Origin of the sequence: Gordonia sp. NPDC062954 (genome assembly GCF_044543825.1) — a bacterium.
Classification (GTDB): domain Bacteria; phylum Actinomycetota; class Actinomycetes; order Mycobacteriales; family Mycobacteriaceae; genus Gordonia; species Gordonia tangerina.
The window spans coordinates 47,108-71,358 of the sequence record NZ_JBITWL010000024.1; the positions used below are offsets into that span (position 1 = coordinate 47,108).

Consider the following 24,251-nt stretch of genomic DNA (forward strand, 5'->3'; position numbering starts at 1 on the left):
GTGTACCCATTTGTCAGGTCAATGCGATGTACTTCACCGACAGGTACTCCTCGATACCCTCGCTGCCGCCCTCACGGCCGATACCCGATTGCTTGACCCCGCCGAACGGTGCCGACGGATCGGAGATGACGCCGCGGTTCACGCCGACCATCCCCGATTCGAGCCCTTCGGCCACCCGCATGCAGCGTTCCAGGTCGCGGCTGTAGAAGTACGACGCCAGTCCGTACTCGGTCGAGTTGGCGGCCTTGATGGCGTCGGCCTCAGATTCGAAGGTGCTGATCACCGCGACCGGACCGAAGATCTCGTCGCGCGTGACCGGCGCGTAGGCGTCCACCTGATCGAGCACCGTCGCCGGGTAGAAGTAGCCCTTTCCCTCGGGGACTTTGCCGCCCAATCGAACCCGCGCACCGCCCGCGATCGCGCCGTCCACCATCTCGGCGACCTTGTCGCGCTGCTTGGCGCTGACCAGCGGGCCCAGGGTGACACCCTCGTCGTATCCGGCGCCGAGGCGTACCGCCGCCATCTTCTCGGTGAGCTTCGCGGTGAACTCCTCGGTGACACCGGACTGCACCAGGAATCGATTGGCCGCGGTGCACGCCTCCCCGCCGTTGCGCATCTTCGCCAGATACGCGCCCTCGACCGCGGCGTCGATGTCGGCGTCGTCGAACACCAGGAACGGCGCGTTGCCACCGAGTTCCATCGACGTGCGCTGTACCCGTTCGGCGGCTTGTGCCATCAGGTTGCGGCCGACCGGCGTCGAGCCGGTGAAGCTGATCTTGCGGATGCGGTCGTCGGTGATGATCGCCGACGACACGTCACCGGCGTTGCTGGTCGGCAACACCGACAGCACCCCGGCGGGCAGGCCCGCTTCGGCGAACACCGACGCCAGCGCCAGCATCGTCAGCGGGGTTTCGTGCGCGGGCTTGACCAGCATGACGTTTCCGGCGGCCAACGCCGGACCGATCTTGCGGGTGCCCATCGCGAGGGGGAAGTTCCACGGTGTGATCGCCAACGACGGCCCGACCGGCGCATGCGACACCAGGATTCGGCCGTTGCCCGCCGGTGCGGTGGCGAACCGGCCGCCGATGCGGACGGCCTCCTCGGCGAACCAGCGCAGGAACTCGGTGCCGTACTTCGTCTCGGCCTGACTGTCGGGTAGTGCACGCCCGAGTTCCAGCGTCATCAGCATGGCGATGTCGTCGGCCCGGTCGGTGAGCAGTCCGAATGCGCGGCGCAGGATCTCGCCGCGCTCGCGGGCCGGGGTGGCGGCCCAGTCGTCGGCGACTGCCGCAGCCTTGTCGAGGGCGCGGCGCGCATCGTCCACGCCGGCGTCGGCCACCGAGGTCAGTGGCTCCTCGGTGGCCGGGTCGTACACGGTGAATGTCTCGCCCGACGACGCCGGCACCGATTCGCCATCGATCCACAGCCCGGTCGGTACGTTGTCCAGCACGGTGCGCGGGTTGTCAACGATGGTGTCAGTCATCAGATCTCACTTCCTTCGAAATGTTCTGTGCAGAATGTGACTCACGCGGGGGTGAGGGCCTCGTCGAGGATCTGCAGGCCCTCGCACAGCAGATCGTCGTCGATGACCATCGGAGGCAGCAGCCTTAGCACGTTGCCATAGGTGCCGCAGGTGAGGACCACCACTCCGCGGGAGAGTGCGTGCGCCGCAGCCGCCTTGGCCAGTTCCGGATTGGGCTCGGTGGTCCCGGGTTTCACCAATTCGACGGCGATCATCGCTCCGCGACCGCGGATCTCGCCGATGACGTCCTGGCCGGTGGCGGCGAGACGTTCTGTGGTTGCCGACAACGACGCGAATGCGATCTCCCCGATGTGGCGCGCACGTGCGTTCAGATCGAGGGTCGACATCTGTTCGATCGTGGCCAACGCGGCGGCGCACGCGACCGGATTGCCGCTGTAGGTGCCGCCGAGCCCACCGGGGTGCACCGCATCCATCAGGTCGGCGCGGCCGGTGACCGCCGACAACGGCATGCCGCCGGCGATCCCCTTGGCGGTGGTGATCAGATCCGGGACCACGCCTTCGTCTTCGCTGGCGAACCACGCACCGGTGCGGCAGAACCCGCTCTGGACCTCGTCGGCGATGAACACCACGCCGTGCATTCCGCACCAGGCGGCCAGCGTCGGCAGGAAACCCGGTGCGGGCACGATGAAACCGCCCTCACCCTGGATGGGTTCGACGATGACCGCGGCCACACTGTCGGCGGTGAGCTGGGTGTCGATCATGCCGATGGCGCGGTAGGCGGCGGCAACTCCGTCGGTCCCCGCCGGATCCCGCAGTGGGTAGCTCATCGGCATCCGGTACACCTCAGGCGCGAACGGGCCGAAATCATGCTTATAAGGAATGGATTTCGCGGTGAGCGCCATGGTCAGGTTGGTGCGGCCGTGATAGGCGTGGTCGAAAGCGACCACCGCGTTGCGCCCGGTCGCCAAGCGCGCGACCTTGACTGCATTCTCCACCGCCTCTGCGCCCGAGTTGAACAGCACCGTTCGCTTCTCGTGATCGCCCGGGGTGAGTTCGTTGAGCTTTTCGGCGACGGCCACATATCCCTCGTAGGGGGTGACCATGAAGCAGGTGTGGGTGAACCGGTGCGCCTGTGCGGCGACGGCGTCGGCAACCGCCGGGTTGCTGGCTCCGACTCCGGTGACAGCGATTCCTGATCCCAGGTCGATCAGTGAGTTGCCGTCGGCGTCGACGATGATGCCGCCATCGGCGTCGACCGCGAACACCGGCGTGGCCGACCCGAGTCCGGCCGCGACCGCGCGGCGCCGACGCTCCGTCAGCGCGACCGACCGCGGGCCGGGGAGCTCGGTGACAAGATGCCGCTTCTGCGGTAACCGGTAGGGGATGGCGGTCATCACGTCCTCATTCCGTCGATGGTGTCAGGCGCTGCTTACGACCCCAGTCTTCGCCGACAACCCGATCGGGGTGACCTGCCAATGTGTACAAGTCGGTGAACATTGCACTCCATGGTGTCCAGGTAGGGTGGTGGGCATGACGACGGTGCGCTGGCTGCTGGCCCAGCGACGTCTCCGTCTCACGCTGCGCGGCGGGGTGGCCGGCCTCGATCGGCACGTCGACTGCGTGATGACCAGCGAACTGACCCAGCCCGGCGAATGGTTGTCCGGCGACGAGGTGCTGTTGACCACGGGGCTGCGGCTCGGTGACCCGACGATCTGGCGCGACTACCTCGAGCGTCTCGATGCCGTCGGCGTGGCGGCGGTCGGAATGGGTGTCGGTTTCGAGTTCGACGCGGTGCCCGCCGGCATGGCGTCGGTCGCCGACGAGCTGGGGCTACCGCTGTTCGAGGTTCCGCTGCCGGTGCCGTTCTCCGCGATCACCCGCGCCGTGCTGGATCAGATCGCCGCCCAGCGATCGTCGCGGCTGTTGGCGGCCACCAAGGCGCAACCGAAGATGACCCGCGCGGCCGCCTCGGGTGGGTCGACGGCGGTGATCCGGGAACTCGCCGACGCGGTGGGGCAGAAGGTGGTGCTGCTCGACACCGGCCTGGCCGTGGTCGCCAACGCACCCGGCTCCGTGTCGTCGGCAGACCTGAACCGGTTGCGTGATTTGGTGATTCGTGACCCGGCGTCGGCGGCGGCGGTCACGGTGACCGATGATGCCACGATCACGGTGTCCCGGGTCGGCTCCGGCGGACGAACCTTTGGACACCTCGGCACGGTGGGACGCACCGCCCTCGACGACGTCGCGCGGATGCTTGTCGGTCACGCGATCTCGCTGCTGGCCATCGAGCACGCGAAACCACGCCAGCTACGCCGCGACCTTGTCGAGTTGCACACCGACACACTGGCATCGGCGCTCGACGATCCCACCGAGCGAGTTGGCGTACAACGTATTCTGGCGCGGGCTGCCGACCCGTCGGGACGGGTGCGGGCGCTGGCGTTGCGCTTCGGAGACGACGACGCGGCCACCCGCGGGCAGCGCCTGCTGATCGACGAGCTCGACCACCGGTGGCACGCGGTCTTCGTGCATCGCGACGGACCGGAACTGATGGTGCTGCTTCGCGGCGACGATTCCACCGAGCTCGCGACCACCCTGTTCGCCGTCGTCAACTCCGCCGGTCCGGTCGGCGGCGGGGTGGGCACGGTGACCGATGTGCGCGACGTCGCCGACGCCGTCCGGCAGGCGAGGCTGGCCTGCCGATCCGCGGCCGTCGGTCAGCTCGCCGATCTGCACGGCACCCGGTCGCTGCTGACCGTCGACCCCGTGCGTCGAGCGCTCGCTGACGCACACGCCCAGCGGCTGGCCCCCGTGCTGAACCACGACGCCGAACACGGGACCGAGCTACGAGCAACCCTGTTGGCCTACCTGGAAGCCAACGGCAACTGGGGTGTCGCCGCCGCGACGCAAGGCGTGCACCGGCACACGTTGCGCCACCGGGTCGAACGAGTCGAGGATCTGTTGGATGTGGACCTGGCCGACGCGCGTGTCCGTGCCGAACTGTTGTTGATGTTGTTGGGAGCGCACGAATGAGAAAGGCTGTGGCCGCAGGGATCGCGGCGGTGGCGGTGGCCGTCGCCGGCTGCGCCGACGACATCGACGACTCCGCGGCACCGAGTGCAACCCAGACGTCCCCGTCGGTGAGCGCCTCCACCGCAACGGGCACCGACCAACTACACCTGGTGAACCTGGGCGACAGCTTCTCCGCCGCGGCCGGCGTGCAACCCCTGGTCGCCGACTCCCCGGTGATGTGCCTGCGATCCTCGCGCAACTTCGCGCACGTGCTCGCCACCGACGCGGGCTATCGACTGACCGACGTCAGCTGCAGCGGCGCCGACACGGCGGATTTCGAGTCGGCCCAATACGACGGCGTACCACCACAACTGGATGCACTCACCGACGAGGCCGACATCGTCACGGTGATGATCGGCGGCAACGACAGTGACCTCTACAGCACCGCGATCCGCGAGTGCGCCGACCTCGCCGCCCGCGATCTGTCCGGATCACCGTGCGCGGACACCCGAGGCTCCGAGTACGTCGACATCGTCGAGAACCAGACCGCGCCGGCCCTGCTCGAAGCGTTGCAAGCGGTACGCGACAGAGCGCCGAACGCCGAGATCCTGGCGGTTGGGTATCCGTGGATCCTGCCGCCCGCCGACGGCTGCTATCCCGCGATGCCGGTCGCGACCGGCGATGTCACGTATCTGCGTCAGCTGCAATCGGTTCTGAACGCCGCTCTACAGCGTGGAGCCGAGCAGACCGGAGCGCGGTTCGTCGACATGGCGCCGGGGTCGGAAGGCCACGACGCGTGCGCGCCGGTGAGGCAGCGGTGGATCGAACCGCGCAACGGTGCGTCGGGGGCGGCACCGGTCCACCCGAATGCGGCCGGCCAGCAGGCCATCGCCGGCGCAGTGGCTGCGGCGCTAGAGTAGTCGTATGCAGCCGCGGTCTCAGGGGGTGGGGCCGACAATAATTGTCGGCGGCCACCCCTGCTGCCGCAGCTGTATACGGCGTCGGTAGTCCACAGGTCGGGTGCGGGTCCACAGAACCACACACCGCTATGCGCGGAACCCGATTACGGCCGGTTTCGTCGGCATGCTCGACCTCATGATGGAGATCGATGAGCACTACGGCGTAGTGTCCTGGTCCGAATTGCGTTCGCGTGCTGTGACTCTCGCACACCTGCGGCGTGCGATGAGGGAGGAGAAGCTGCGCAGGCTGCGACGTGGCTGGTATGCGACGCCGACTGCGGATGCGATGGTGGTCGAGGCGGTGGCTGCCGGGGGAGTGTTGAGTTGTCTGTCGGCGCTGAAGCTCCATGGTGTCTGGGTGCCCACGCACCCCAAGAAGGTCCACGTCCGGGCTCGGGAGTCAGCGCACCGACAAGGGCGCAGTGGCCGGTTCTGCCTGGGCTACGGGTCGCCCGAACCGGAGGTGTCCGCCGTCGACGACATCCGAACCGCTTTTCGCCACGCACTCAAATGCCTCGACGACGAAGGCATCGTCGTGGTGTGCGACTCCATCCTCAACAAGGCCCTGCTCGAACGCTGCGACCTGGAATCGCTCATGGCGTCGGCCCCGCGGCGGATTCGCCGACTACTTGACCGGTGCGATGGCAAGGCGGAATCCGGCACGGAGACGATGGTGCGGCTGCGGTTGCAGCTCAAAGGCGTGACGGTGCGCTCACAAGTGCAGATCGCGGGGGTCGGTCGTGTCGATCTGCTGATCGGCACCCGACTCATCATCGAGATCGACAGCGAGGAATTCCACGACCGCAGCGCCGAACAGCGCGAGAGGGACCGCCGACGCGACGAGGAGGCGACCCGAAAGGGCTACATCACCGTGCGGTTGAGTTATAAGCGCGTGGTCGAGGAGTGGGCGGAAGCAGAAAGGACCATCCTCGATCTGGTTCGCCGACGTGAGCACCGCAAGAAGCTACCGACCGGCCGGCGCCGACGTCGTCGGGCGTCTCCACCTGCAGGCTGAGCAGGTTGCCGCGACAACTATCGTCGCCGACGTCCTATGTCGCCGCAGGCGGATACGGCCGCAGCAACCGTCACCGACATCACACTCTCCCTGAGAACCGGCTGAACGATTTTGGCCCTCACGAGGCCATTTGGAACACTGGTCCCCGTGACCCGATCCGCTGAAGTAGCCGCGAACTCTGCCGCGCTGTTCCGACGCGCCACCCAGGTCATCCCCGGCGGGGTCAACTCCCCGGTCCGGGCGTTCTCCGCCGTCGGTGGCGATCCGCGCTTCATCGCCTCGGCGCAGGGTTGCCGACTCACCGACGTCGACGGCAACGAGTACATCGACCTCGTGTGCTCCTGGGGTCCGATGATCCTCGGCCACGCGCACCCCGCCGTCGTGTCCGCCGTGCAGCAGGCTGCGGCCGGCGGGCTCTCCTTCGGTGCGCCCACCTCGTCGGAGATCGAACTCGCCGAGGAGATCATCGACCGGGTCGACCCCGTCGAGCAGGTCCGGCTCGTCAACTCCGGGACCGAGGCCACCATGTCGGCGATCAGGCTCGCCCGCGGCTACACCGGACGCAGCAAGGTCATCAAGTTCGCCGGCTGCTACCACGGCCACGTCGACGCCCTGCTCGCCGACGCCGGGTCCGGCGTGGCCACCCTCGGCCTGCCCACCTCGCCGGGCGTGACGGGAGCCTCCGCCCACGACACACTCGTGCTGCCGTACAACGACCTCAAGGCCGTCGCGAAGGCGTTCGAGGAGTTCGGCGACGACATCGCCGCGGTCATCACCGAGGCCGCCGCCGGCAACATGGGCGCGGTCGCCCCGCACGACGGATTCAACGCCGGCCTGCGCGAACTCACCCGACGCCACGGCGCGCTGCTGATCATGGACGAGGTGATGACCGGCTTCCGCGTCAGCCCGTCCGGTTGGTACGGACTCGAAGGGGTAGGCGGCGACCTCTACACCTTCGGCAAGGTGATGAGCGGCGGGCTGCCCGCCGCTGCGTTCGGCGGACGTGCCGACGTGCTGGAACGACTCGCACCGACCGGTCCGGTCTATCAGGCGGGCACACTGTCGGGGAATCCGGTGGCCGTCGCCGCCGGTCTGGCCACTCTGCGCACCGCCGACGCCGACACCTACCGCGCACTCGACGACAACGCCGACCGCCTCGCCACGCTGCTGACCGACGCCCTCGACGCCGCCGGTGTGGCCCACCGGGTGCAGCGCGCGGGCAGCATGCTCAGCGTCTTCTTCACCGACTCTGGCGACCCGATCGTCGACTACCCGGGCGTCAAGGCCACTGAGACCTGGCGTTTTGCTCCGTTCTTCCATGCACTGCTCGAACGTGGTGTCTACCCGCCGCCGAGTGCGTTCGAGGCCTGGTTTGTGTCCGCGGCGTTGGACGACGATGCTTTCTCACGTATCGCCGGTGCACTGCCGGCAGCCGCGCAGGCCGCTGCCGCAGCGGTCCAGAGCTGACCCGGGGGGAGACACGATGACCAACACGATCGTCCACATGATGCGCCATGGGGAAGTGCACAACCCCGAAGGCATTCTCTACGGCCGGCTGCCCGGCTTCCGACTGTCCGACACCGGACGCGCCCAGGCCAACAAGGTGGCCGGCGCTCTCGCCGACCACGACGTGACTGCCGTCTTCGCCTCGCCGTTGCAGCGGGCGCAGGAGACGGCCACCCCGATCGCCGGCGCGCACGGACTCGAGATCATCACCAACGACGAACTGATCGAGGCCGACAACGTCTTCGAAGGACTGAAGGTGTCCGTCGGCGACGGCGCGCTGAGCAAACCGCGGCACTGGCCCAAGATGCGTGATCCGTTCACCCCGTCGTGGGGCGAGCCCTACATCCAACTGGCCCATCGCATGCTGGCCGCAGCCAACAAGGCCCGCGACGCCGCTCGTGGCCACGAAGCCGTCTGCGTCAGCCACCAACTGCCCGTCTACACACTGCGCCGCTTCCTGGAAGGGCAGCGGCTGTGGCACGACCCTCGCCGGCGGCAGTGTTCGCTGGCGTCCCTGACCAGCCTGATCTACGAGGGCGATGCGCTCGTCGACATCATCTACTCCGAGCCCGTGGGGGCCTCGGACCCGTTGGCCACCGGGGCGTGACCGGCCCGGTGCGATAGGACGAACGTGCGAAAGTTTTCCCTGCTGCTGGCGGTGCTGGCAGTCGTGATCGGTGTGGTCAGCGGCTGCGGTACCGGCGACGATGCGGTCGCGCAGGGAGACACCTTCGAGTTCATCTCGCCCGGCGGCCAGGTGGTCATCACCTACCCGCCGGAGCAGCGCAAACCGGTCGCGGAGGTATCAGGACCTGACCTGATCACCGATGAACCGCTCGCGCTCGGGGACGAGCGCTTCGCCGACAAGGTCGTCGTCATCAACGTGTGGGGCTCGTGGTGCGGGCCGTGTCGCGGCGAGGCCGACGACCTCGAGACCGTCTACGAGAACACCAAAGACCTCGGTGTCGAATTCCTCGGCATCGACCTGCGTGACGACCGGCAGAATGCCAAGGATTTCGTCGCCGACCGCAACGTCGGCTTCCCGTCCATCTACGACTTCGACGGCATCACCCTGGCCGCGCTGACCACCCCGACCTCGGTGGTCCCCACCACCGTCGTACTCGACCGGGAGCACCGGCCGGCCGCGGTGTTCCTCAAGGCCATCACCGCCGAAGAACTCGAGGCGACTGTGCGCCGGGTCGCCGCCGAAGCCCCCGCAGCGACCCCACCGGCCGACACGCCCGCGTCGTCGGCACCGGGCGCGCCATGATCGCGCTCGCCCCGCAGGCCGCCATCGGCGAGACCTTCGCCACCACCGTCTCGTCGGGCCCGCTGCTGCTGGCCCTGGCCGCCTGCGTCGTCGCCGGGCTGGTCTCCTTTGCCTCCCCATGTGTGGTGCCGCTGGTGCCCGGCTACCTGTCGTATCTGGCCGGGCTCGTCGGCGCCGAGGCGCCCGCGGTGACCGTCGGCGAATCCGCCAAAAGCGGCCGGTCGCGGGTGGCACTCGCCGCGGCGTTGTTCGTCCTCGGCTTCACCGTCATCTTCGTCGCGGCCACCGCAACCGTGCTCGGTATCACCAGCACTTTCGTGGTGAATCGTGAACTGCTGCAGCGTATCGGCGGCGTGATCACCATTCTGATGGGGTTGGTGTTCATCGGCCTGGTGCCCGCGATGCAACACGAGTTCCGATTCGCGCCGCGACGGATGTCCAACATCGTCGGCGCCCCACTGCTCGGCGCCGTCTTCGCGCTCGGCTGGACCCCGTGCCTGGGTCCGACGCTGGCCGCGGTCATCGCCACCGCCAGCGGCACCGAAGGGGCCACCGCCGCCAAAGGTGTGGCGCTGATCGTCGCCTACTGCGCCGGACTCGGCATCCCGTTCGTCATCCTCGCGTTCTCGTCGGCGTGGGCGCTGCGCAGCCTCGGCTGGCTGCGCAACCACGCCCGCGCCATCCAGGTCTTCGGCGGCATCATGCTGATCGCCGTCGGCATCGCCCTGGTGACCGGCGCGTGGGACCAGTTCATCGTTTGGGTGCGCGATGCCTTCATCACCGACACGGAGCTGCCCGTATGACCGAGGTGACCACCGACCGCCGCGACACCGCCGACGTCCCGCCGCCGCGCCGTCCGCACTGGTTCCGCCGCCGTGTGTTGTGGCCGGCACGCAACATGTGGCGCTCGCTGACCTCGATGCGCACTGCGCTGATCCTGCTGTTCCTGCTGGCCTTGGCGGCCATCCCCGGTGCGTTGCTGCCGCAACGGTCGCTCAACGAACAGAAGACGCTCACCTACATCGCCGACCACGGGTGGGTCGGCGAGACGATGGACCGGCTGCAGCTGTTCGACGTCTTCTCCAGCGCTTGGTTCACCGCGATCTATGTACTGCTGTTCGTGTCGCTGGTGGGCTGCCTGACGCCGCGGATGATCGAACACTTCCACAATCTGCGGGCCAAGCCGGTGGCCGCGCCACGCAACCTCAAGCGACTGCCGCGGCACGTCACGATCGAGGTCGACGGGGCACCCGAGGAAATCGCTGAGCGGGTGTCGCGGAATCTGCGCGGGTGGCGACGGGTGATCTCGATACGCCCCTCCGCAAGCTCCGGGGCTACTCGGTCAGCGAGGGAGCGCTCGTCGGCAGGTTCCGGGGTCACTCGATCAGCGGGGGAGCGCTCGTCGGTAGGTTCCGGGGCTACTCGATCGGCGGGGGATACGGGGGGCGGGGCCGCGGGGAAACGCCCGGAGGTCGTCGAGGTCTCCGCCGAGAAGGGCTATCTGCGCGAGTTCGGCAACCTGGTGTTCCATTTCGCGCTGCTCGCGCTGCTGGTGTCCATCGCGCTGGGCAAACTGTACGGCTACGAGGGCACCCGCAGCCTGGTCGCCGACGGTGAGCAGGGCCTGTGCAACACGTCGACCGCCGTGTACGACTCGTTCCGGGCCGGCAACCTGGTCGACGGCACCGACCTGCAGCCGTTCTGTATCCGCGTCGACAGCTTCGATGCGACGTTCCTGCCGAACGGTCAACCCGACATGTACAGCTCCGAGGTCCGCTACACCGAGGGGACACCCAGCACCGACGCCTCGACCTGGCCGACCGCCCGCATCCGAGTCAACGAGCCGCTGCGTGTCGCCGGTGACCGTGTGTACGTACTCGGCAACGGCTTCGCCCCGACGTTCACCGTCACCTTCCCGAACGGCGAACAGCGCACCCAGACGGTGCCGTTCGTTCCCGACGAACTTCAGACGATGATGTCGTCGGGAGCCATCCGCTTCGACACCCCGGCCGGGCTGTACCCGAACCCCGACGAACGACGCAACCATCAGATCGCGGTCGAGGGTCTGTTCGCGCCGACCGCCAACTTCCACGGCACCCTACTGACCTCGGCATCGCCGGAGCCGAACGACCCGTACGTGGCCATCCGCATCTACGAGGGTGACACCGGCCTGGACACCGGCCTGCCGCAGAACGCGTACTCCCTGGACCAGTCGCTCATCGATCAGGGACGCCTGCAGCAGCGCGCCCAGGTCAACCTCGGTCAGGGCGATTCGCACACGCTGGCCGACGGCACCGTGGTGCGCTTCGACGGCTATCAACGATGGGTGTCGATGCAGGTGTCGCACGACCCGGCCCAGATCTGGGTGCTGGCGTCGTCGATCGTGATGCTCGGCGGACTGCTGGTGTCGTTGCTCATCCGGCGGCGCCGCATCTGGGTGCGTCTGGTGCCGGTGACCACGTCGGATTCCGGCGAGGAGACCAAACGACGTACGGTAGTAGAGATCGCCGGCCTGGCACGCACCGATCAGGCGGGCTGGGGCGAGGGATTCGATGAGCAGGCGCGCCGCCTGGTGATCGACCCCGACGACCCGGGAGCCGCACGCGCCGCACGGCGTTTGTAGCGGTCGGCCACCAGCGCAGTCAGCAACGAGAGGACGGTGCCATGAACACGGGCTCCATTCAGGTCGACGAGACGCTCGCGCGTTACTCCGACCTTCTGTTCGGCACCGCCATCACGGTGTACGTGCTGGCCATGTTCCTGTTTCTGGCCGCGCTCGCCGGGGCGCGGGCACGCAAACTCGCCCCGGCCGCCGAGATGGTGACCGCCGACGGCGCGACAGTCGCGGTCGACGACCGCGCCCCCGGCCGCATCGACGGTCCCGCGCCGCGTCGCAGCAAGGGCTCGCGGCTGGCGGCGATGGCCTACCCGGTCGTCTTCGTCGGGCTGATCGCGCACATCGCCTCGATCGTGCTGCGCGGTGTCGCCACCGACCGGGCGCCGTGGGGCAACATGTACGAGTTCATCTCGCTGACGTGTGCCGCCTGCGTGGTCGCCGGGCTGGTGGTGCTGCGCAAGCCGGAGCATCGTCCCTTGCTGTCGTTCGTGCTGCTGCCGGTGTCGTTGCTGATGTTCATCGGCGGACGTTGGCTCTACACGCAGGCTGCGCCGGTGGTGCCGGCACTCAAGTCGTACTGGCTGGCCGTGCACGTCTCGATCATCTCGATCTCGTCGGGTGTGCTGTTGGTGTCGGGCGTCGCGAGCATCCTCTACCTGGTCAAGATGCGCTGGGGGGCCAACGCGTCCGACGCCGACGACTCCGCGGATCCGCTGACCGGCAAGGGATTCGTGGCCGGCATGCGCCGCATCGTGGCGCACATCCCCAACGCCGATGCGCTCGACCGGCTGGCCTACAAGTGCGTCGTCTTCGGGTTCCCGCTGTTCGGGCTCGGCGTGATCTGCGGCGCCATCTGGGCCGAGGCGGCCTGGGGCCGGTTCTGGGGCTGGGACCCCAAGGAGACGGTGTCGTTCATCGCATGGGTGATCTACGCGGCCTACCTGCACGCCCGGGCCACGGCCGGGTGGCGCAACAACGCGGCGGCCTGGATCAACATCGCCGGTTTCGTCGCGCTGCTTTTCAACCTGTTCATCATCAATCTGGTGGTGTCCGGGCTGCACTCGTATGCCGGACTCTGATCACGCCGGACTCAAACCGCGGCGGACTCTGATCACTGTGGATTCTGTCCGGTCGGGTTCGGCGCTTCTCCGGGCGGCGGCAAGGTGTCGCCCTGCGCCTGAGCCTGGGCCTTGACCACCTTGAGCAGATCGATCAGCACGTCGATGGTGTCGGGGCAGATCCGCCCCACATCGATACCCGACAGATGAGTGCCGGTGGTCGCCAGCATCTCGACATAGTCGCGTTGCTGCCGCACCCGCTCGAGGTCTTCGTCGGGATTGGCCAGGAAATAGGTGACGCTGACCTCGAACGCACGGGCGATGGCCTCCACCGTCCGGAACGACGGCGTGCGCGCCTTACCGGTCCGCAACTGCGAGATGTAGGCGTCCGAGAGCGAGTAGCCGAGCTCATTGGCGCGCTCGGCGATCTTCTTCCCGGTGTAGGGCGCGCCGTTCTCGTCGCGCGAATGCTCGAACAGATAACCCAGTTTCTCGGCGAAACTGGCATCGTCCTCATGCGCCGGCGTTCGGCGCGCATCACCGGCAGTCACCCTCGTGTATCCCCCGCGTCAACGTCGATCGTTGTGCCTTCACCACCGGTGCGGTCGACCGCTCCCGCTGTCGTCCGAACTACGTCGTGAAACGAGATTACCCTACCTCGGGGTAGGGTACGTGGCCGTAACTTCGGCGCCTGGTCAGGCGTCGTCGCCATCGGACCCGTTGGTGCCACGGGTCCGACGATCGAGGTCACGAAGGAAATCAGGGTCGTCGTCGGGGCCGACGGGACCCGACGGTTTGGCCGGTCGACGAGGTGCGTGTTCGTCGCGCTCGTCCGACTCTCCGAGTTGGGGGCCGAAGGCACGCCACAACAGGAAAGCAATAGCTGCAATGCCGATCAAGGCAAACAGAAACGTCATGGCAACCTCCCGTAAACCAGCGTACGTGAGGTTGCGACGGAGCGGGGCAGAGCCTGCTCAGTGGGTGCGGCGGTTGAGCAGTTCGACGACGTCGGACTCACGGAACCGACGGTGTCCGCCGGGCGTGCGGATGGACCCGAGCAGACCGGAACTGGCCCAGCGGGCGACGGTCTTCGGGTTCACGTTGAACATGGCTGCCACCTGACCGGGCGTCAGGGTGTGCTGACTCGCGAGGCCGGGGGTGATGAGGCCGGGGACTCCGGCTGCGTCGGTGATCGTCACGATGTTCCTCTCTCCGCCTGCAACGATGGCGATCTGGGATCACCTCATGGATACACGCCGGAGTGCCGGGTGTTCGAACAGTCAGGAAACGGTAAAGAGAGTGCAAAACCGGCATTCCCGGCCGCATCTGTCGTCCGAGGGGGCGCCCGGATGGCCGGATAACCCCAGTACCCTGGTGTGCAGAGATCGGAAAGAAGGCGTATTCGTGACAGATCAGAACGCATCCGGGTCCGCCCCGGCACCCAACACCCCGGCACCCAACACCCCGGCAGCCGACGCCCAGGGGGCTGACACCCACGCATCGGCCGGCAGTGTCGCGCTGGCGGTGGCGATGTACACCGTGGCCCGCCTGGCGCTGGTCGTCGTGGTTGCGGCGCTCATCCTCGGGATCGGTGCCCTCGTCGGGGTCGAGGTGCCGCTGCTGGTGGCTGCCGTGTTCGGCGTGCTCATCGCGCTGCCGTTGGGGCTGGTCCTGTTCAAGAAGCTGCGGTTGCGGGTCAACAGTCAGATCGCCGCCGTCGACAATGCGCGCCGAGCCCGGCACGACGACCTGCAGTCGCGGCTGCGCGGCACGTCGGACTGACCCTGTGCAGCCGACCAGGATCGTCGACCACCGTCGCGACCGGACATGGTCGGAGAACGCGGTTCGCCTGATCGAGGCCGACGGCCGTCGCAGTGCCGACACCCATCTGCACCGGCTCGCGCTACCCGACTGGTCACGATGGACCGACGACGCCGGCCGTGACACCGGCATCGAGCTCTACTTGAAGGACGAGAGCACCCATCCCACCGGTTCGCTCAAGCACCGGCTGGCGCGATCGTTGTTTCTCTATGCGATCTGCAACGGGTGGGTCACCGAGGGCACCACGGTGATCGAGGCGTCGTCGGGTTCGACGGCGGTCAGTGAGGCCTACTTCGCCAAGCTCATCGGGGTTCCGTTCATCGCGGTGATGGCCTCGAGTACCTCGCCGGCCAAGACCGCGCTGATCGAGCGGGAAGGCGGACGTTGCCACTTCGTCGACCGGCCCGGCGACGTCTACGCCGAGGCGTTGCGGCTCGAGGCGGAACTCGGCGGTCACTTCATCGACCAGTTCACGATGGCCGAGCGCGCCACCGACTGGCGCGGCAACAACAACATCGCCGAGTCGATCTTCGCCCAGATGGCCGAAGAGGATCATCCGATCCCGACCTGGATCGTGGTTGGTGCAGGGACCGGCGGGACGTCGGCGACGCTGGGCCGCTACGTACGGTATCGGCGCCACCCCACCTGGCTTGCGGTGGTGGACCCACAGAACTCGGTGTTCCTACCGGCCTACGACACCGGCGACGGTGCCCTGCGCTCGGAGCTCGGCTCCCGGATCGAGGGGATCGGGCGGCCGCGGGTGGAGCCGTCGTTCGTCTCCCAGGTGATCGACCGGATGATCGGCGTTCCCGACAACGCGTCCATCGCCACCGCCCGACTGTTCAGCGACCGACTCGGCCGTCGCGTAGGCGGCTCCACCGGCACCAACCTGTGGGGTGCGCTGCAGATCGTCGCCGAGATGGCCGCGCAGCGTCAGCCGGGCAGCGTGGTCACCCTGCTGTGTGATTCGGGCGATCGGTACGCCAACACCTACTTCGACGACGACTGGCTGAGCCGGCAGGGATTCGACCTGACCGAGCCGACGGCCGTCCTCGACGAATTCTTGGCCTCCGGCCACTGGACCGGGGCCACCGCCTGACCGGCCGGTGCACACTCAACGGAAAACAGCGCACACTCAACGGAAAACAGCGCCCACTCAACGGAAAACAGCGCCCACTCAACGGCAGCTTCGTCGAGTGGGTGCCGTTTCTCGTCGAGTGGGTGCCGTTTCCTGTTCACTGGGCGCCGTTTTCCGTCGAGCGGGCACTCGATCCGACTAAGGGCACCCTCACCGTCGTCCGATACCATGACCCGCGTGAGCTCTCTCGCGGATGAATCCCTGGTCAAGGCCGTCGATCTAGTGCGCGAGTACCAGATGGGCGATCAGCGGGTACGGGCCCTCGATGGGCTCGACCTGACCCTCGACGGCGGCCAGTTCGCGTCGATCGTCGGCCCGTCGGGTGCCGGGAAGAGCACGCTGTTGCATGTGCTCGGCGCACTCGACACCCCGACCTCGGGCACCATCACGGTCGACGGCACCGACCTCGGCTCGCTCGACGACGACGACGCGTCGGCCTTTCGCCGCCATCGCGTCGGCTTCGTGTTCCAGTTCTTCAACCTGGTGCCGACGATGTCGGCGTGGGAGAACGTTGCGTTGCCGCGCCTGCTCGACAGTCAGTCGCTACGCAAGGCCAAACCGCGTGCCGTCGAGTTGCTCGAACGCGTCGGCTTGGGGGCGCGCGTCAATCACCGTCCGTCGGAACTGTCCGGCGGGCAGATGCAGCGCGTCGCCATTGCCCGATCGTTGATCATGGACCCGACCATCCTGCTGGCCGACGAACCGACCGGCAACCTGGACTCCAAGACCGGTGACTCGGTGCTCGAACTGCTCTCCGAGGTGGCCCACGACACCCCGAACCGGCTGGTGGTGATGGTGACCCACGACGCGCACGCCGCCGACGTCGCCGACACCACCATCACGGTGCGGGACGGGAAGATCGCGTGAGTCGATCGTCGCCCCGTACGCTGCGTCCGGTGCGGTCGGTGGCGTCCGGGCTGTCGCGGATCCGGGTGCTCAACTTGCGCGAGATCCGCACGCATCGGCTGCGGATGGTGACCTCCCTGCTCGTGGTGGTCGTCGCGTCGGCGCTGCTGATCTCGGTACTCGGGCTGTACGGCTCGCTGACCGAATCGGTGCGCCAGGTCAACGCGGCCATCAGCGGTTCCGCTCAGGTGGAGGTCGCGGCCATCGCCGACTCCGGCATCGACGACGAACTCCCTGCCGAGATCCGCCGCGACGTCCCGGACGCGAAATCGGTGGTACCGCTGATCCGCGACTCGGTGGTGATCGACGACCGCAACATCGCCTTGCTCGGGTCGGATTTCCGCGTCACCGCGCTGTCCGGTGATCTGCAACAAGCCGTCTCTCAACAACAATCGCAGGGCATCGACGAGGGTGATCTCGACAACGGGATCGTCGCCGGGTCGGCCACCGGACTCACCGAAGGCCAGCGCCTGTCCATCAATGGTGTTGATGTACAGGTCATCTCGGTGATCGGCGGCGATCAGGCCGACGTCCTCAACCGCGGCAACTTCATCTTCGCCTACCTCGGGCTCGCGCAGCGGCTGGCGGCCCAGGAGGGCAAGGTCGACTCCATCCTGATCGTGGCGCAACCGGGCGCCGACATCGCCGCGGTGAAGTCGTCGGTGGCCGATGTCGTGGACGGCCGGGCCGTGGTGGTGGACCCCGACTTCCGCGCCGCGCAGGCCGAGACGGCGAGTTCGGTGACACGTGATGCGACGCTGCTGGTCTCGCTGATTTCGTTGGTGATCGCCGGCTTCCTGGTGTTCAACACGATGAACATGGCGGTCGCCTCGCGTCGGCAGTCGTTGGCGATGATGCGTGCGCTGGGTGCGCGCCGCGGTCACCTCGTCGGCGACCTGCTCGGTGAGTCGGCGTTGTTCGGTCTGGTCGGTGGTGCGCTGGGCGTGCCGGTTGGCGTTCTCGCCGGACGTTGGGCGATCGGTCGCATCCCCGAGGCCAACCCCGATCAGATGGCGACGGCGGTGAGCTATCACCTCGCGTGGTACGCGCCCGTGATCGCCATCCTCGCGTGCATATTCGCCTGTGTCGCAGCGACGACGCTGGCGGCCCGATCGGTGTTCGCGGTGTCCCCGGTGGAAGCGATGGTCGCCGGCGAGGTCGCCGACGGCACCGGCAAGAACGGTCGCGGCGTGTGGATCTCCGGGATCGCCGGTGTGGTGCTGCTGGTGGCGTCGTGGTTCGTGGCCGTCGGCGTCCCCGGCCGCCCGGCCATCCTGGCCGGTGCGGTGTTCGCCGTCGGCGGGCTCTTGCTGTGCTACGCGCTCACCGTGCCGTTGGTGGCGCTGGTGGTGGGACTGTCGCGCCGCTTCGGTGGTCCCGGTCAGCTTGCCGCCGTCAACGCCGAACGTGCGCCGCGTCGGGCCTGGGCGACGCTGATGACGGTGGCGGTCGCCGTGGCGGTCGGGATGGGCACCTCGGGTGCACTCGACAACCTGGTCAGCTCGATCTCCGGCTCGCTCGACGGCTTGGCCGACCCGGACTTCTACGTGTCCTCGGCCGACAGTGGTGGCCTGCCGGTGGGTCCCGCATTGCCGGCCGAGATCGCCCCGGCGGTGGCGCAAGTCCCCGGGGTGACGCAGGTGGTCGGCGCGCAGTGGGCGTCGATCAACGTCGACGAGGCCAAGATCTACGTGCAGGGACTGGAACCGAACTCGTTGGCGCCCTTCGTGAAGAAGGCCGATCCCGAAGCCCTGCAGCAGGTACTCGCCGGGAACGGCATGCTGATGTCCACCGTACTGGCCCGCACCCTCGACGTGGCCGAGGGCGACACGCTGCGGATGGCCACCCCGACCGGCTTTCGCGATGTGGTGGTGCGTGATCTGGTCAACTACATCTCCATGGGTTCGGGTACGGCCGCGATGAGCAACGAACAGCTGTCGGAGTGGTTCGACCGTCCGGGCGACACCTACCTCCAGGTGTCCACCGACCCGGCGGTCGACCAGGACCGGATTCGCGCCGACCTCGAGGCGGTCGCCGCCGAGTACCCGTTGCCGGGCAACCGGATCGCCGATGTGCACTCCGGGACCGAGGCGCTCGAATCCGCGCAGGCCGAGGCCGAGCAGGCCGGCGCCTTCACCGTCGCCATCCAATGGATCGTCGCGCTCGCCGCTGCCGTGGCACTGCTGAACACGCTGCTGTTGTCGGTGATCGAACGTCGCCGTGAACTCGGCGTGCTGCGCGCGATGGGTGCCTCGCGGAAGTTCGTCTCCCGGATGGTGGTCGCCGAGGCCGCCGGGGTCGCGCTCATCGGATCGCTGACCGGCGTCATACTCGGTGGGGCTCTGCACTTCTTGTCCGACAAGATCCTGTCGGCCACCACCTCGATCGACATCGCGTACTCACCGCGCCCGTCGACGTTGATCTTCGTCGCGGTCGCCTGTGGCCTGTGCATCGTGGGCGCACTGGTCCCGGCAATGCGGGCCTCCCGGATGAACATCAGCGAATCCATCCTCGACGAATAGCGCCGCCCACCTCGCGGTGGCGGCGTTCTGTCGGTGGTCGTCGGACAGGTCCGAGCCGCCCCAGTGTTGGCGCCGCTTGTCGGTGGTCGAGTGGGTTCGGCCGGTTGCTGGGGTGGTCGCCGTCTGTCGGTGGTCGGACAGGTCCGAGCCGCCCCAGTATTGGCGCCGTTTTGTCGGTGGTCGAGTAGGTCCGAGCCGCTAGGCGAGGGCCGTATCGAGACCACTCCCGCCCAACCACTCAGCCCCGCACCACATCCAGTCCGGCATGCGCCAGGAAGCGCTCGAACAGCACGTCGCAATCGTCGGCAGCGGCGTCGGTTCGCGCCGCGATCGACGCTGCCAGCGCCTCGAGATCCACCCTGTCCTCCGACATATCCGATCGCGTCCCGGAGAAACCGTCGCGCCAAGCGACAAAGCACTCCGGGTCGATCTCGGGGTGGAACTGCACGCCCAGATGCGGTCCGCTCACGAAGGCCTGCACGCCCGCCTCGTTGCGGGCGATGACCCCCACGTCGTCGGGCACGGTGATCGTGTCGTAGTGGTATTGCATCCACGGCCCTTCGGCCACCAACTCGGGCCGCGTCGAGGTCACGGGAACGAAACCGTGTTCGGGTCGGCTGCTCACGGCGACCGTGCCACCCAACGCGCTGGCCAGGATCTGCCCGCCGAAACAGATGCCGTAGATCGGTACGCCAGCGCCGATGGCCGTACGCAGGTACTCGCGCTCTCGGCCGATCCACGACAGCGATTCGTCGTGCACCGAATCGGTGGAGCCCGTCACCACCACCAGATCCACCTCGCCCGGCGCGGGCAACGGCTCGTCCTCGTCGGCGGCCACGATGTCCACGGCGATGCCGCGACGCTCCATCGCCGGCAACAGCGACCCGACGATGGCCCGCCGGTACTCCGGCAGCACATTGTGTACCAGCGTCAATGCTCGCAATCCCATCTCGCGGAGCCTACCGGCCCACGGTCGCCGCGGCCCGACAACCATGCCGGCGCCGAAACCGGAGGAACCGTTGCCCCCGCTGGTGCGTCCAAATGACCGACGACACGTTTCGTCGCTCATGTTCTCGCCGGCTTGGTAAGGAGCCCCCGATGCCACTTCCGTCCCCCGATGTACTCCGCGTGATGCCCGCCGAGATCGCCGCGGGGGTCGGCACCTGGCGGGCCGAGGCGAGGCGTATCTCGACGCTCGAACTGATTGCCCGACAGGATGATGCGGTGCCACCCGTTGCGCAGGGGCGGACCATGCGGGCGCTGCTCGACGCCGACGATGCCCTCCGGAGCACGGCCGAGTCGCTTTGCGGGCGACTCCAGGAGATGAGCGTCGTGCTCGCCGGGTTGGCGGCCGCGGTGACCGACACTGACGATACGTCGGCCAGCCGTCTGCGGATCGAGCGTTGATGCGGCCGACGATCCCAGAGCTCCGTCAGTGGCGACCCGCGGCGATTTCCGCAGCCGGCGCCGCAGCCCAGGCTGCGTCCGACCTCGTCGACGCCGCGACGCGCAGGATCGTTCGAGCAGTCGATGCAACCACCTGGTCGGGTGTGACCGCCGTCGCCGCAGAGCGATTCGTCGACGACACCGACGTGCGGGCCCGACAGATACGTCGCATGTTGGTCGAGATCGCCGAGGAGGCCGCCCGAGCCGGCGCCGATCTCGCCCGGGCGCGCGCGGTGGTGCTCGGTGAGGTCGACGGCGTGATCGCCGACGGCTATGCCGTGACCGATGACGGCCACGTCACCGGTCGGGACGGACCCGACGAGCGCTCGAGAACGGCCGAAGTGCGAATCCGCAATGGAATGAACGTCATTGATGCCGTCGACGAGCACTGTGGCGCGCGGATCGACGAACTGGTGGCGGCCATTCTGGGCGCGGCGATCCCGGCGGGCGGTGCCGCCGAGGTCACGCTGCCCGACGGCAGCACTGCCGACGCCGACCGCGTGGTGACCGCGCTGACTCGGATGACGCCGTCGACGCGCCGCGAGTTCCTGTCCCGGCTGGCCGAGGAGGATCGGCTCCGGATCGCCGCAGCCGATCCGGGTGTGGTCGGCAACCTCGATGGCATCGATTTCGAGTTACGCTCTGCCGCGAACGATCTCGCCATCCGTGCCGCGCTGGAGACCGAACGGCTCGCGGGTCGGGCCGACGGCGTGCGGGCACGCCGACTCGAGGATCTGCTCCGACTGCTCGCCGACGGCCGTCGACGCCGGTTCATCGCCTTCGACAACGCCCGGGGCCACGTCATCGAGATGGTCGGGGAGGTGCGTGCGGACACCCGCAATGCGGCGGTGCTGGTGCCCGGCACCGGCTCGGGTCTCGATACCATCGATCAGAGCGTCGCCGCGGCAACAGAACTCGCGCACGCCACCGGTGGTCCCGTATTCGTCTATCTCGACGGTGATCTGCCGCAGACGATGGGCTACGAGGGTCTCGACGATGCGCTCGGTGCGGGCGCGCTGGCGGGTTCGCTGGCCGGTCCACTGGGGCACGCGCTGGGTGCCGCCGCCGCGGTGGCGGAATCCCTCGACGGCTCGGCGGCCGATCCGCGGTTCGCGCGTGAGATGGCGCCCGGCCTCGTCGGGTTCGCCGCGGAGCTCGACGCCGAGATCGCCGAACGCGCGCCCGGGGCGGCGGTGACCGTGATCGGGCATTCCTACGGCGGATCGGTGGTCGGTTCGGCCGAGCAGCTCGGGCTGCGCGCCGACCGGGTGGTGTATGCGTCGTCGGCGGGCACCGGCGTGTTCGACGGCCCGTGGCGCAACGCGAACCCCGCCGTCGAGCGCTACTCGCTGACCGCGCCGGGCGATCCGATCCAGTGGGTGCAGGCACTGTCGGGAAATCCGCACGGCGACGACCCGGACTCCGCGCCCGGGGTGTTCCGGATGGACACCGGCTTTCACGCACCCGGCGCCGACGGCTCGCGCTCACCGGTCGCGGGTGTCGACGGACACGGCGACTACTGGCGTGACCCGGACTCCGACGCCTTCCGCAACATCGTGCGGGTCGTCGTCGGGGAGCGTCCCACCGGCTACATCGAGCGACAACCCGATATCGGGCTGCGCCTGCCCTGGTGAAGCGGCGGCCGCCACTCGTATCCGTCGTCGTTCGACAGGTCTCACGCGGGTCGGGTCGGCGACCGCGGGCCGACCGGGAGGACGCGGCCCGTCGACGAGTCGCGCGAGCCGAACCGACCTGCGCGAGTCGATCGGACCTGCGCGAGCAGCCCGTGTCAATAATTCTTGACAACCGAGGTTTGTCAACTTAACCTGACACCATGCACGACGAACAGAACCCGGCCGATACGGCCGATCGCGACACCTCCGGACTCGCCGGTGCTGCCGCGAGCGACGACCCGGCACGGGGGCTGGCCGCCGTCCGCGCGTTGCGCACACTGGCCGACCGACTTGAGGACGTACAGGTGGCCAACGCCCGCGCCCACGGCTGGAGCTGGCAGTCGATCGCAGAGGTTCTGCAGATCAGCCGCCAGGCCGTGCATCAGAAACATGCACACCGCGAGGTCCGCGACAGTGGGCCGAAAGGAGACACGAACAATGTTTGAGCGATTCACACGCGACGACAGAATGCTCATGGCCTTCGCCATGCAAGAAGCCGGCGACCTCGGTCATCGGCACCTCGGTAACGACCACCTCATCCTGGGCATGCTCTGCAATGCCCGCAGCCCGCTGTTCACGCTGCTCGCCGAGCAGGGGCTAACCCTGCCGACGGCACGTGACGCGGCGCGGAGGTATCACGCCGAGCACGACGACGAGTCCGAGGCGACAGCGTCGGACTCCGAGGAGGAATCGACGCAACAGCGCTACGACGAAGATCGAGAGGCCCTGCGCAGCATCGGCATCGACCTCGACAAGGTTCGCGAGGCGGTCCGAGGCCGGTTCGGCGAGGATCTGTCCGACGGCTGGGCTCGACGCCCCGATCGTGGCCCCGGCGGTCGGCGCGGTCGCGGGCGTGGACGTGGGCCCGGTCACCGGCATGGCCACGGACCTCACCGCGGGTGCGGCCCCGACGGCGGACGTCCCGACGACTGGGGTCCCGAGATGCGCGGACCCGAGGGCTGGGGTCCGGGCGGCTTTGGCCCCGGTGGCCCCCGCGGCCCATTCGGCGCCGGCGGCCCCTTCGCCGACGACGGACCGTGGGAGCCCGGTCGTGGACGGCGCGGGCCCCGGGGCCGGGGCAGCCGTCCGCGCTTTGCCGGTCCCACGCGCTCGGCGCTGGCGCGCGCGCTGGAGATCGCCCGCGAGCGTGGCGATCGTCGGCTGCGCCCGGAGTACCTGCTGCTGGCGATCATCGACACCGCCGACGACGCGTCGCGCGCGGTGATCGAGTCGGCCACCACACCCGAAGGCCTGAAGGTGGCCGTCTGGGCGAGTCTGCCTGACGTCGAGGTGGAGATCTGACCGGAGCGCCACCGCGCCCTGCGAGTGAGGCCAACGTGTCGCCCAACGGCGCGTTGGCCTCACTACGCTGCGCGGTTGAGCCCATACCCACACTCGAACTAATGTTCGAGTGTGGGTATGCAGTGGATCGGCGGCGACAGCGGCCAGCCACGACGGCCGGTGTTCTTCCCCGTCGGTCACAAGGCGGTGCTCATCGACCTCAACGCGCTGTATCCACAGACGCCACACCACACCGGTGAGTACTTCCCCGACGGTCTGCAGATCCGGTCGGTCCACCTCGGCGTGCTCACCGCCTGGGCACGCTCGGAGTGGGGTGAGTGGTACGGCAAGGTCACCTACACCATCACCGCGCGGGACCGCCAGGAGAAGGTGACCCACTGGGTACCGGGCTGGGCGTTGCGGCCGGCCGACCCCGGACGCCGGCCCGCATCGTGAGTGGTCACGATTTTGTTTTCGAATGCAAACAAATCGCATTCCCCGTAATTTGTGAAAACGGTCGTCGAATGCGCATGTCGTGCGAAGGAAT

24 protein-coding genes are annotated in these 24,251 nt (G+C 68.2%); 18 read left to right on the top strand and 6 right to left on the bottom strand.

The window, feature by feature from the left end:
• Positions 1-13: 13 nt before the first annotated feature.
• Positions 14-1,483 carry an NAD-dependent succinate-semialdehyde dehydrogenase gene (locus ACIGKQ_RS20000; protein ID WP_396574738.1) on the bottom strand — a complete coding sequence of 490 codons (1,470 nt, stop codon included), beginning with the start codon at positions 1,481-1,483 and terminating at the stop codon, positions 14-16.
• Between the two features lie 41 nt (positions 1,484-1,524).
• The gene (gene gabT / locus ACIGKQ_RS20005; protein WP_396574739.1) at positions 1,525-2,877 is read right to left on the bottom strand and encodes a 4-aminobutyrate--2-oxoglutarate transaminase; all 1,353 of its coding nucleotides are present in this window, start codon (positions 2,875-2,877) and stop codon (positions 1,525-1,527) included.
• 136 nt (positions 2,878-3,013) lie between these two features.
• On the opposite strand from gabT, the gene ACIGKQ_RS20010 reads away from it, so the two are divergent.
• The 9 genes from ACIGKQ_RS20010 (at position 3,014) to ccsB (ending at position 12,938) form a co-directional block, all read left to right on the top strand.
• The gene (locus tag ACIGKQ_RS20010; protein WP_396574740.1) at positions 3,014-4,513 is read left to right on the top strand and encodes a PucR family transcriptional regulator; all 1,500 of its coding nucleotides are present in this window, start codon (positions 3,014-3,016) and stop codon (positions 4,511-4,513) included.
• Complete coding sequence (locus ACIGKQ_RS20015) at positions 4,510-5,412, top strand: SGNH/GDSL hydrolase family protein (protein WP_396574741.1); 903 nt, start codon at positions 4,510-4,512, stop codon at positions 5,410-5,412. The genes ACIGKQ_RS20010 and ACIGKQ_RS20015 overlap by 4 nt, the downstream gene beginning before the upstream one ends.
• Before the next feature lie 175 nt (positions 5,413-5,587).
• On the top strand, positions 5,588-6,466 hold the full coding sequence (locus ACIGKQ_RS20020; RefSeq protein ID WP_396574742.1) for a DUF559 domain-containing protein: 879 nt from the start codon (positions 5,588-5,590) through the stop codon (positions 6,464-6,466).
• A gap of 147 nt (positions 6,467-6,613) precedes the next feature.
• Positions 6,614-7,933, top strand: a complete 1,320-nt coding sequence (gene hemL / locus ACIGKQ_RS20025) for a glutamate-1-semialdehyde 2,1-aminomutase (protein WP_396574743.1) — start codon at positions 6,614-6,616, stop codon at positions 7,931-7,933.
• Positions 7,934-7,949: 16 nt separating this feature from the next.
• Positions 7,950-8,579: a histidine phosphatase family protein gene (locus ACIGKQ_RS20030; RefSeq protein WP_235724087.1), complete on the top strand. Its 630-nt coding sequence runs from the start codon at positions 7,950-7,952 to the stop codon at positions 8,577-8,579.
• Positions 8,580-8,603: 24 nt separating this feature from the next.
• Complete coding sequence (locus ACIGKQ_RS20035; RefSeq protein ID WP_266060091.1) at positions 8,604-9,242, top strand: TlpA disulfide reductase family protein; 639 nt, start codon at positions 8,604-8,606, stop codon at positions 9,240-9,242.
• Entirely contained in the window at positions 9,239-10,045 is an 807-nt protein-coding gene (locus ACIGKQ_RS20040) for a cytochrome c biogenesis CcdA family protein (RefSeq protein WP_266060092.1), read from the top strand. Before ACIGKQ_RS20035 ends, ACIGKQ_RS20040 begins: the two co-directional genes overlap by 4 nt.
• Entirely contained in the window at positions 10,042-11,865 is a 1,824-nt protein-coding gene (locus ACIGKQ_RS20045; RefSeq protein ID WP_396574744.1) for a cytochrome c biogenesis protein ResB, read from the top strand. The genes ACIGKQ_RS20040 and ACIGKQ_RS20045 overlap by 4 nt, the downstream gene beginning before the upstream one ends.
• 41 nt (positions 11,866-11,906) lie before the next feature.
• Complete coding sequence (gene ccsB, locus ACIGKQ_RS20050) at positions 11,907-12,938, top strand: c-type cytochrome biogenesis protein CcsB (RefSeq protein ID WP_396574745.1); 1,032 nt, start codon at positions 11,907-11,909, stop codon at positions 12,936-12,938.
• Positions 12,939-12,970: 32 nt separating this feature from the next.
• Here the strand turns inward: ccsB and ACIGKQ_RS20055 are convergent, their stop codons facing one another.
• The 3 genes from ACIGKQ_RS20055 to ACIGKQ_RS20065 form a co-directional block, all read right to left on the bottom strand.
• Entirely contained in the window at positions 12,971-13,468 is a 498-nt protein-coding gene (locus ACIGKQ_RS20055) for a helix-turn-helix domain-containing protein (protein ID WP_266060097.1), read from the bottom strand.
• 144 nt (positions 13,469-13,612) lie between these two features.
• Positions 13,613-13,834, bottom strand: a complete 222-nt coding sequence (locus ACIGKQ_RS20060) for a hypothetical protein (RefSeq protein ID WP_235724081.1) — start codon at positions 13,832-13,834, stop codon at positions 13,613-13,615.
• Between the two features lie 57 nt (positions 13,835-13,891).
• Positions 13,892-14,116, bottom strand: a complete 225-nt coding sequence (locus tag ACIGKQ_RS20065; protein ID WP_235724080.1) for a BldC family transcriptional regulator — start codon at positions 14,114-14,116, stop codon at positions 13,892-13,894.
• Positions 14,117-14,321: 205 nt separating this feature from the next.
• Here ACIGKQ_RS20065 and ACIGKQ_RS20070 point away from each other — a divergent pair, with 205 nt between their 5' ends.
• The 4 genes from ACIGKQ_RS20070 (at position 14,322) to ACIGKQ_RS20085 (ending at position 19,304) form a co-directional block, all read left to right on the top strand.
• Positions 14,322-14,699: a DUF4229 domain-containing protein gene (locus ACIGKQ_RS20070; RefSeq protein WP_396574746.1), complete on the top strand. Its 378-nt coding sequence runs from the start codon at positions 14,322-14,324 to the stop codon at positions 14,697-14,699.
• Positions 14,700-14,703: 4 nt separating this feature from the next.
• The gene (locus ACIGKQ_RS20075) at positions 14,704-15,837 is read left to right on the top strand and encodes a PLP-dependent cysteine synthase family protein (protein ID WP_266060102.1); all 1,134 of its coding nucleotides are present in this window, start codon (positions 14,704-14,706) and stop codon (positions 15,835-15,837) included.
• 276 nt (positions 15,838-16,113) lie between these two features.
• Entirely contained in the window at positions 16,114-16,743 is a 630-nt protein-coding gene (locus ACIGKQ_RS20080) for an ABC transporter ATP-binding protein (protein ID WP_372475067.1), read from the top strand.
• A complete protein-coding gene (locus tag ACIGKQ_RS20085) occupies positions 16,740-19,304 on the top strand; it encodes an FtsX-like permease family protein (RefSeq protein WP_396574747.1) in 2,565 nt (854 codons plus the stop codon). The genes ACIGKQ_RS20080 and ACIGKQ_RS20085 overlap by 4 nt, the downstream gene beginning before the upstream one ends.
• Positions 19,305-19,542: 238 nt before the next feature.
• On the opposite strand, the gene ACIGKQ_RS20090 is transcribed toward ACIGKQ_RS20085, so the two are convergent.
• A complete protein-coding gene (locus ACIGKQ_RS20090; RefSeq protein WP_396574748.1) occupies positions 19,543-20,253 on the bottom strand; it encodes a type 1 glutamine amidotransferase in 711 nt (236 codons plus the stop codon).
• 149 nt (positions 20,254-20,402) lie between these two features.
• On the opposite strand from ACIGKQ_RS20090, the gene ACIGKQ_RS20095 reads away from it, so the two are divergent.
• The 5 genes from ACIGKQ_RS20095 to ACIGKQ_RS20115 all read left to right on the top strand — a co-directional run bounded on the left by ACIGKQ_RS20095 (position 20,403) and on the right by ACIGKQ_RS20115 (position 24,160).
• Positions 20,403-20,711 (top strand): hypothetical protein, encoded by a 309-nt coding sequence (locus ACIGKQ_RS20095; RefSeq protein WP_235724074.1) that lies wholly within the window; start codon positions 20,403-20,405, stop codon positions 20,709-20,711.
• On the top strand, positions 20,711-22,384 hold the full coding sequence (locus tag ACIGKQ_RS20100) for an alpha/beta hydrolase (RefSeq protein WP_396574749.1): 1,674 nt from the start codon (positions 20,711-20,713) through the stop codon (positions 22,382-22,384). Before ACIGKQ_RS20095 ends, ACIGKQ_RS20100 begins: the two co-directional genes overlap by 1 nt.
• A gap of 200 nt (positions 22,385-22,584) precedes the next feature.
• Positions 22,585-22,869 carry a helix-turn-helix domain-containing protein gene (locus ACIGKQ_RS20105; RefSeq protein WP_235724072.1) on the top strand — a complete coding sequence of 95 codons (285 nt, stop codon included), beginning with the start codon at positions 22,585-22,587 and terminating at the stop codon, positions 22,867-22,869.
• Complete coding sequence (locus tag ACIGKQ_RS20110) at positions 22,862-23,725, top strand: Clp protease N-terminal domain-containing protein (protein WP_396574750.1); 864 nt, start codon at positions 22,862-22,864, stop codon at positions 23,723-23,725. Before ACIGKQ_RS20105 ends, ACIGKQ_RS20110 begins: the two co-directional genes overlap by 8 nt.
• A gap of 117 nt (positions 23,726-23,842) precedes the next feature.
• Entirely contained in the window at positions 23,843-24,160 is a 318-nt protein-coding gene (locus ACIGKQ_RS20115) for a hypothetical protein (RefSeq protein ID WP_235724161.1), read from the top strand.
• Positions 24,161-24,251 lie beyond the last annotated feature (91 nt).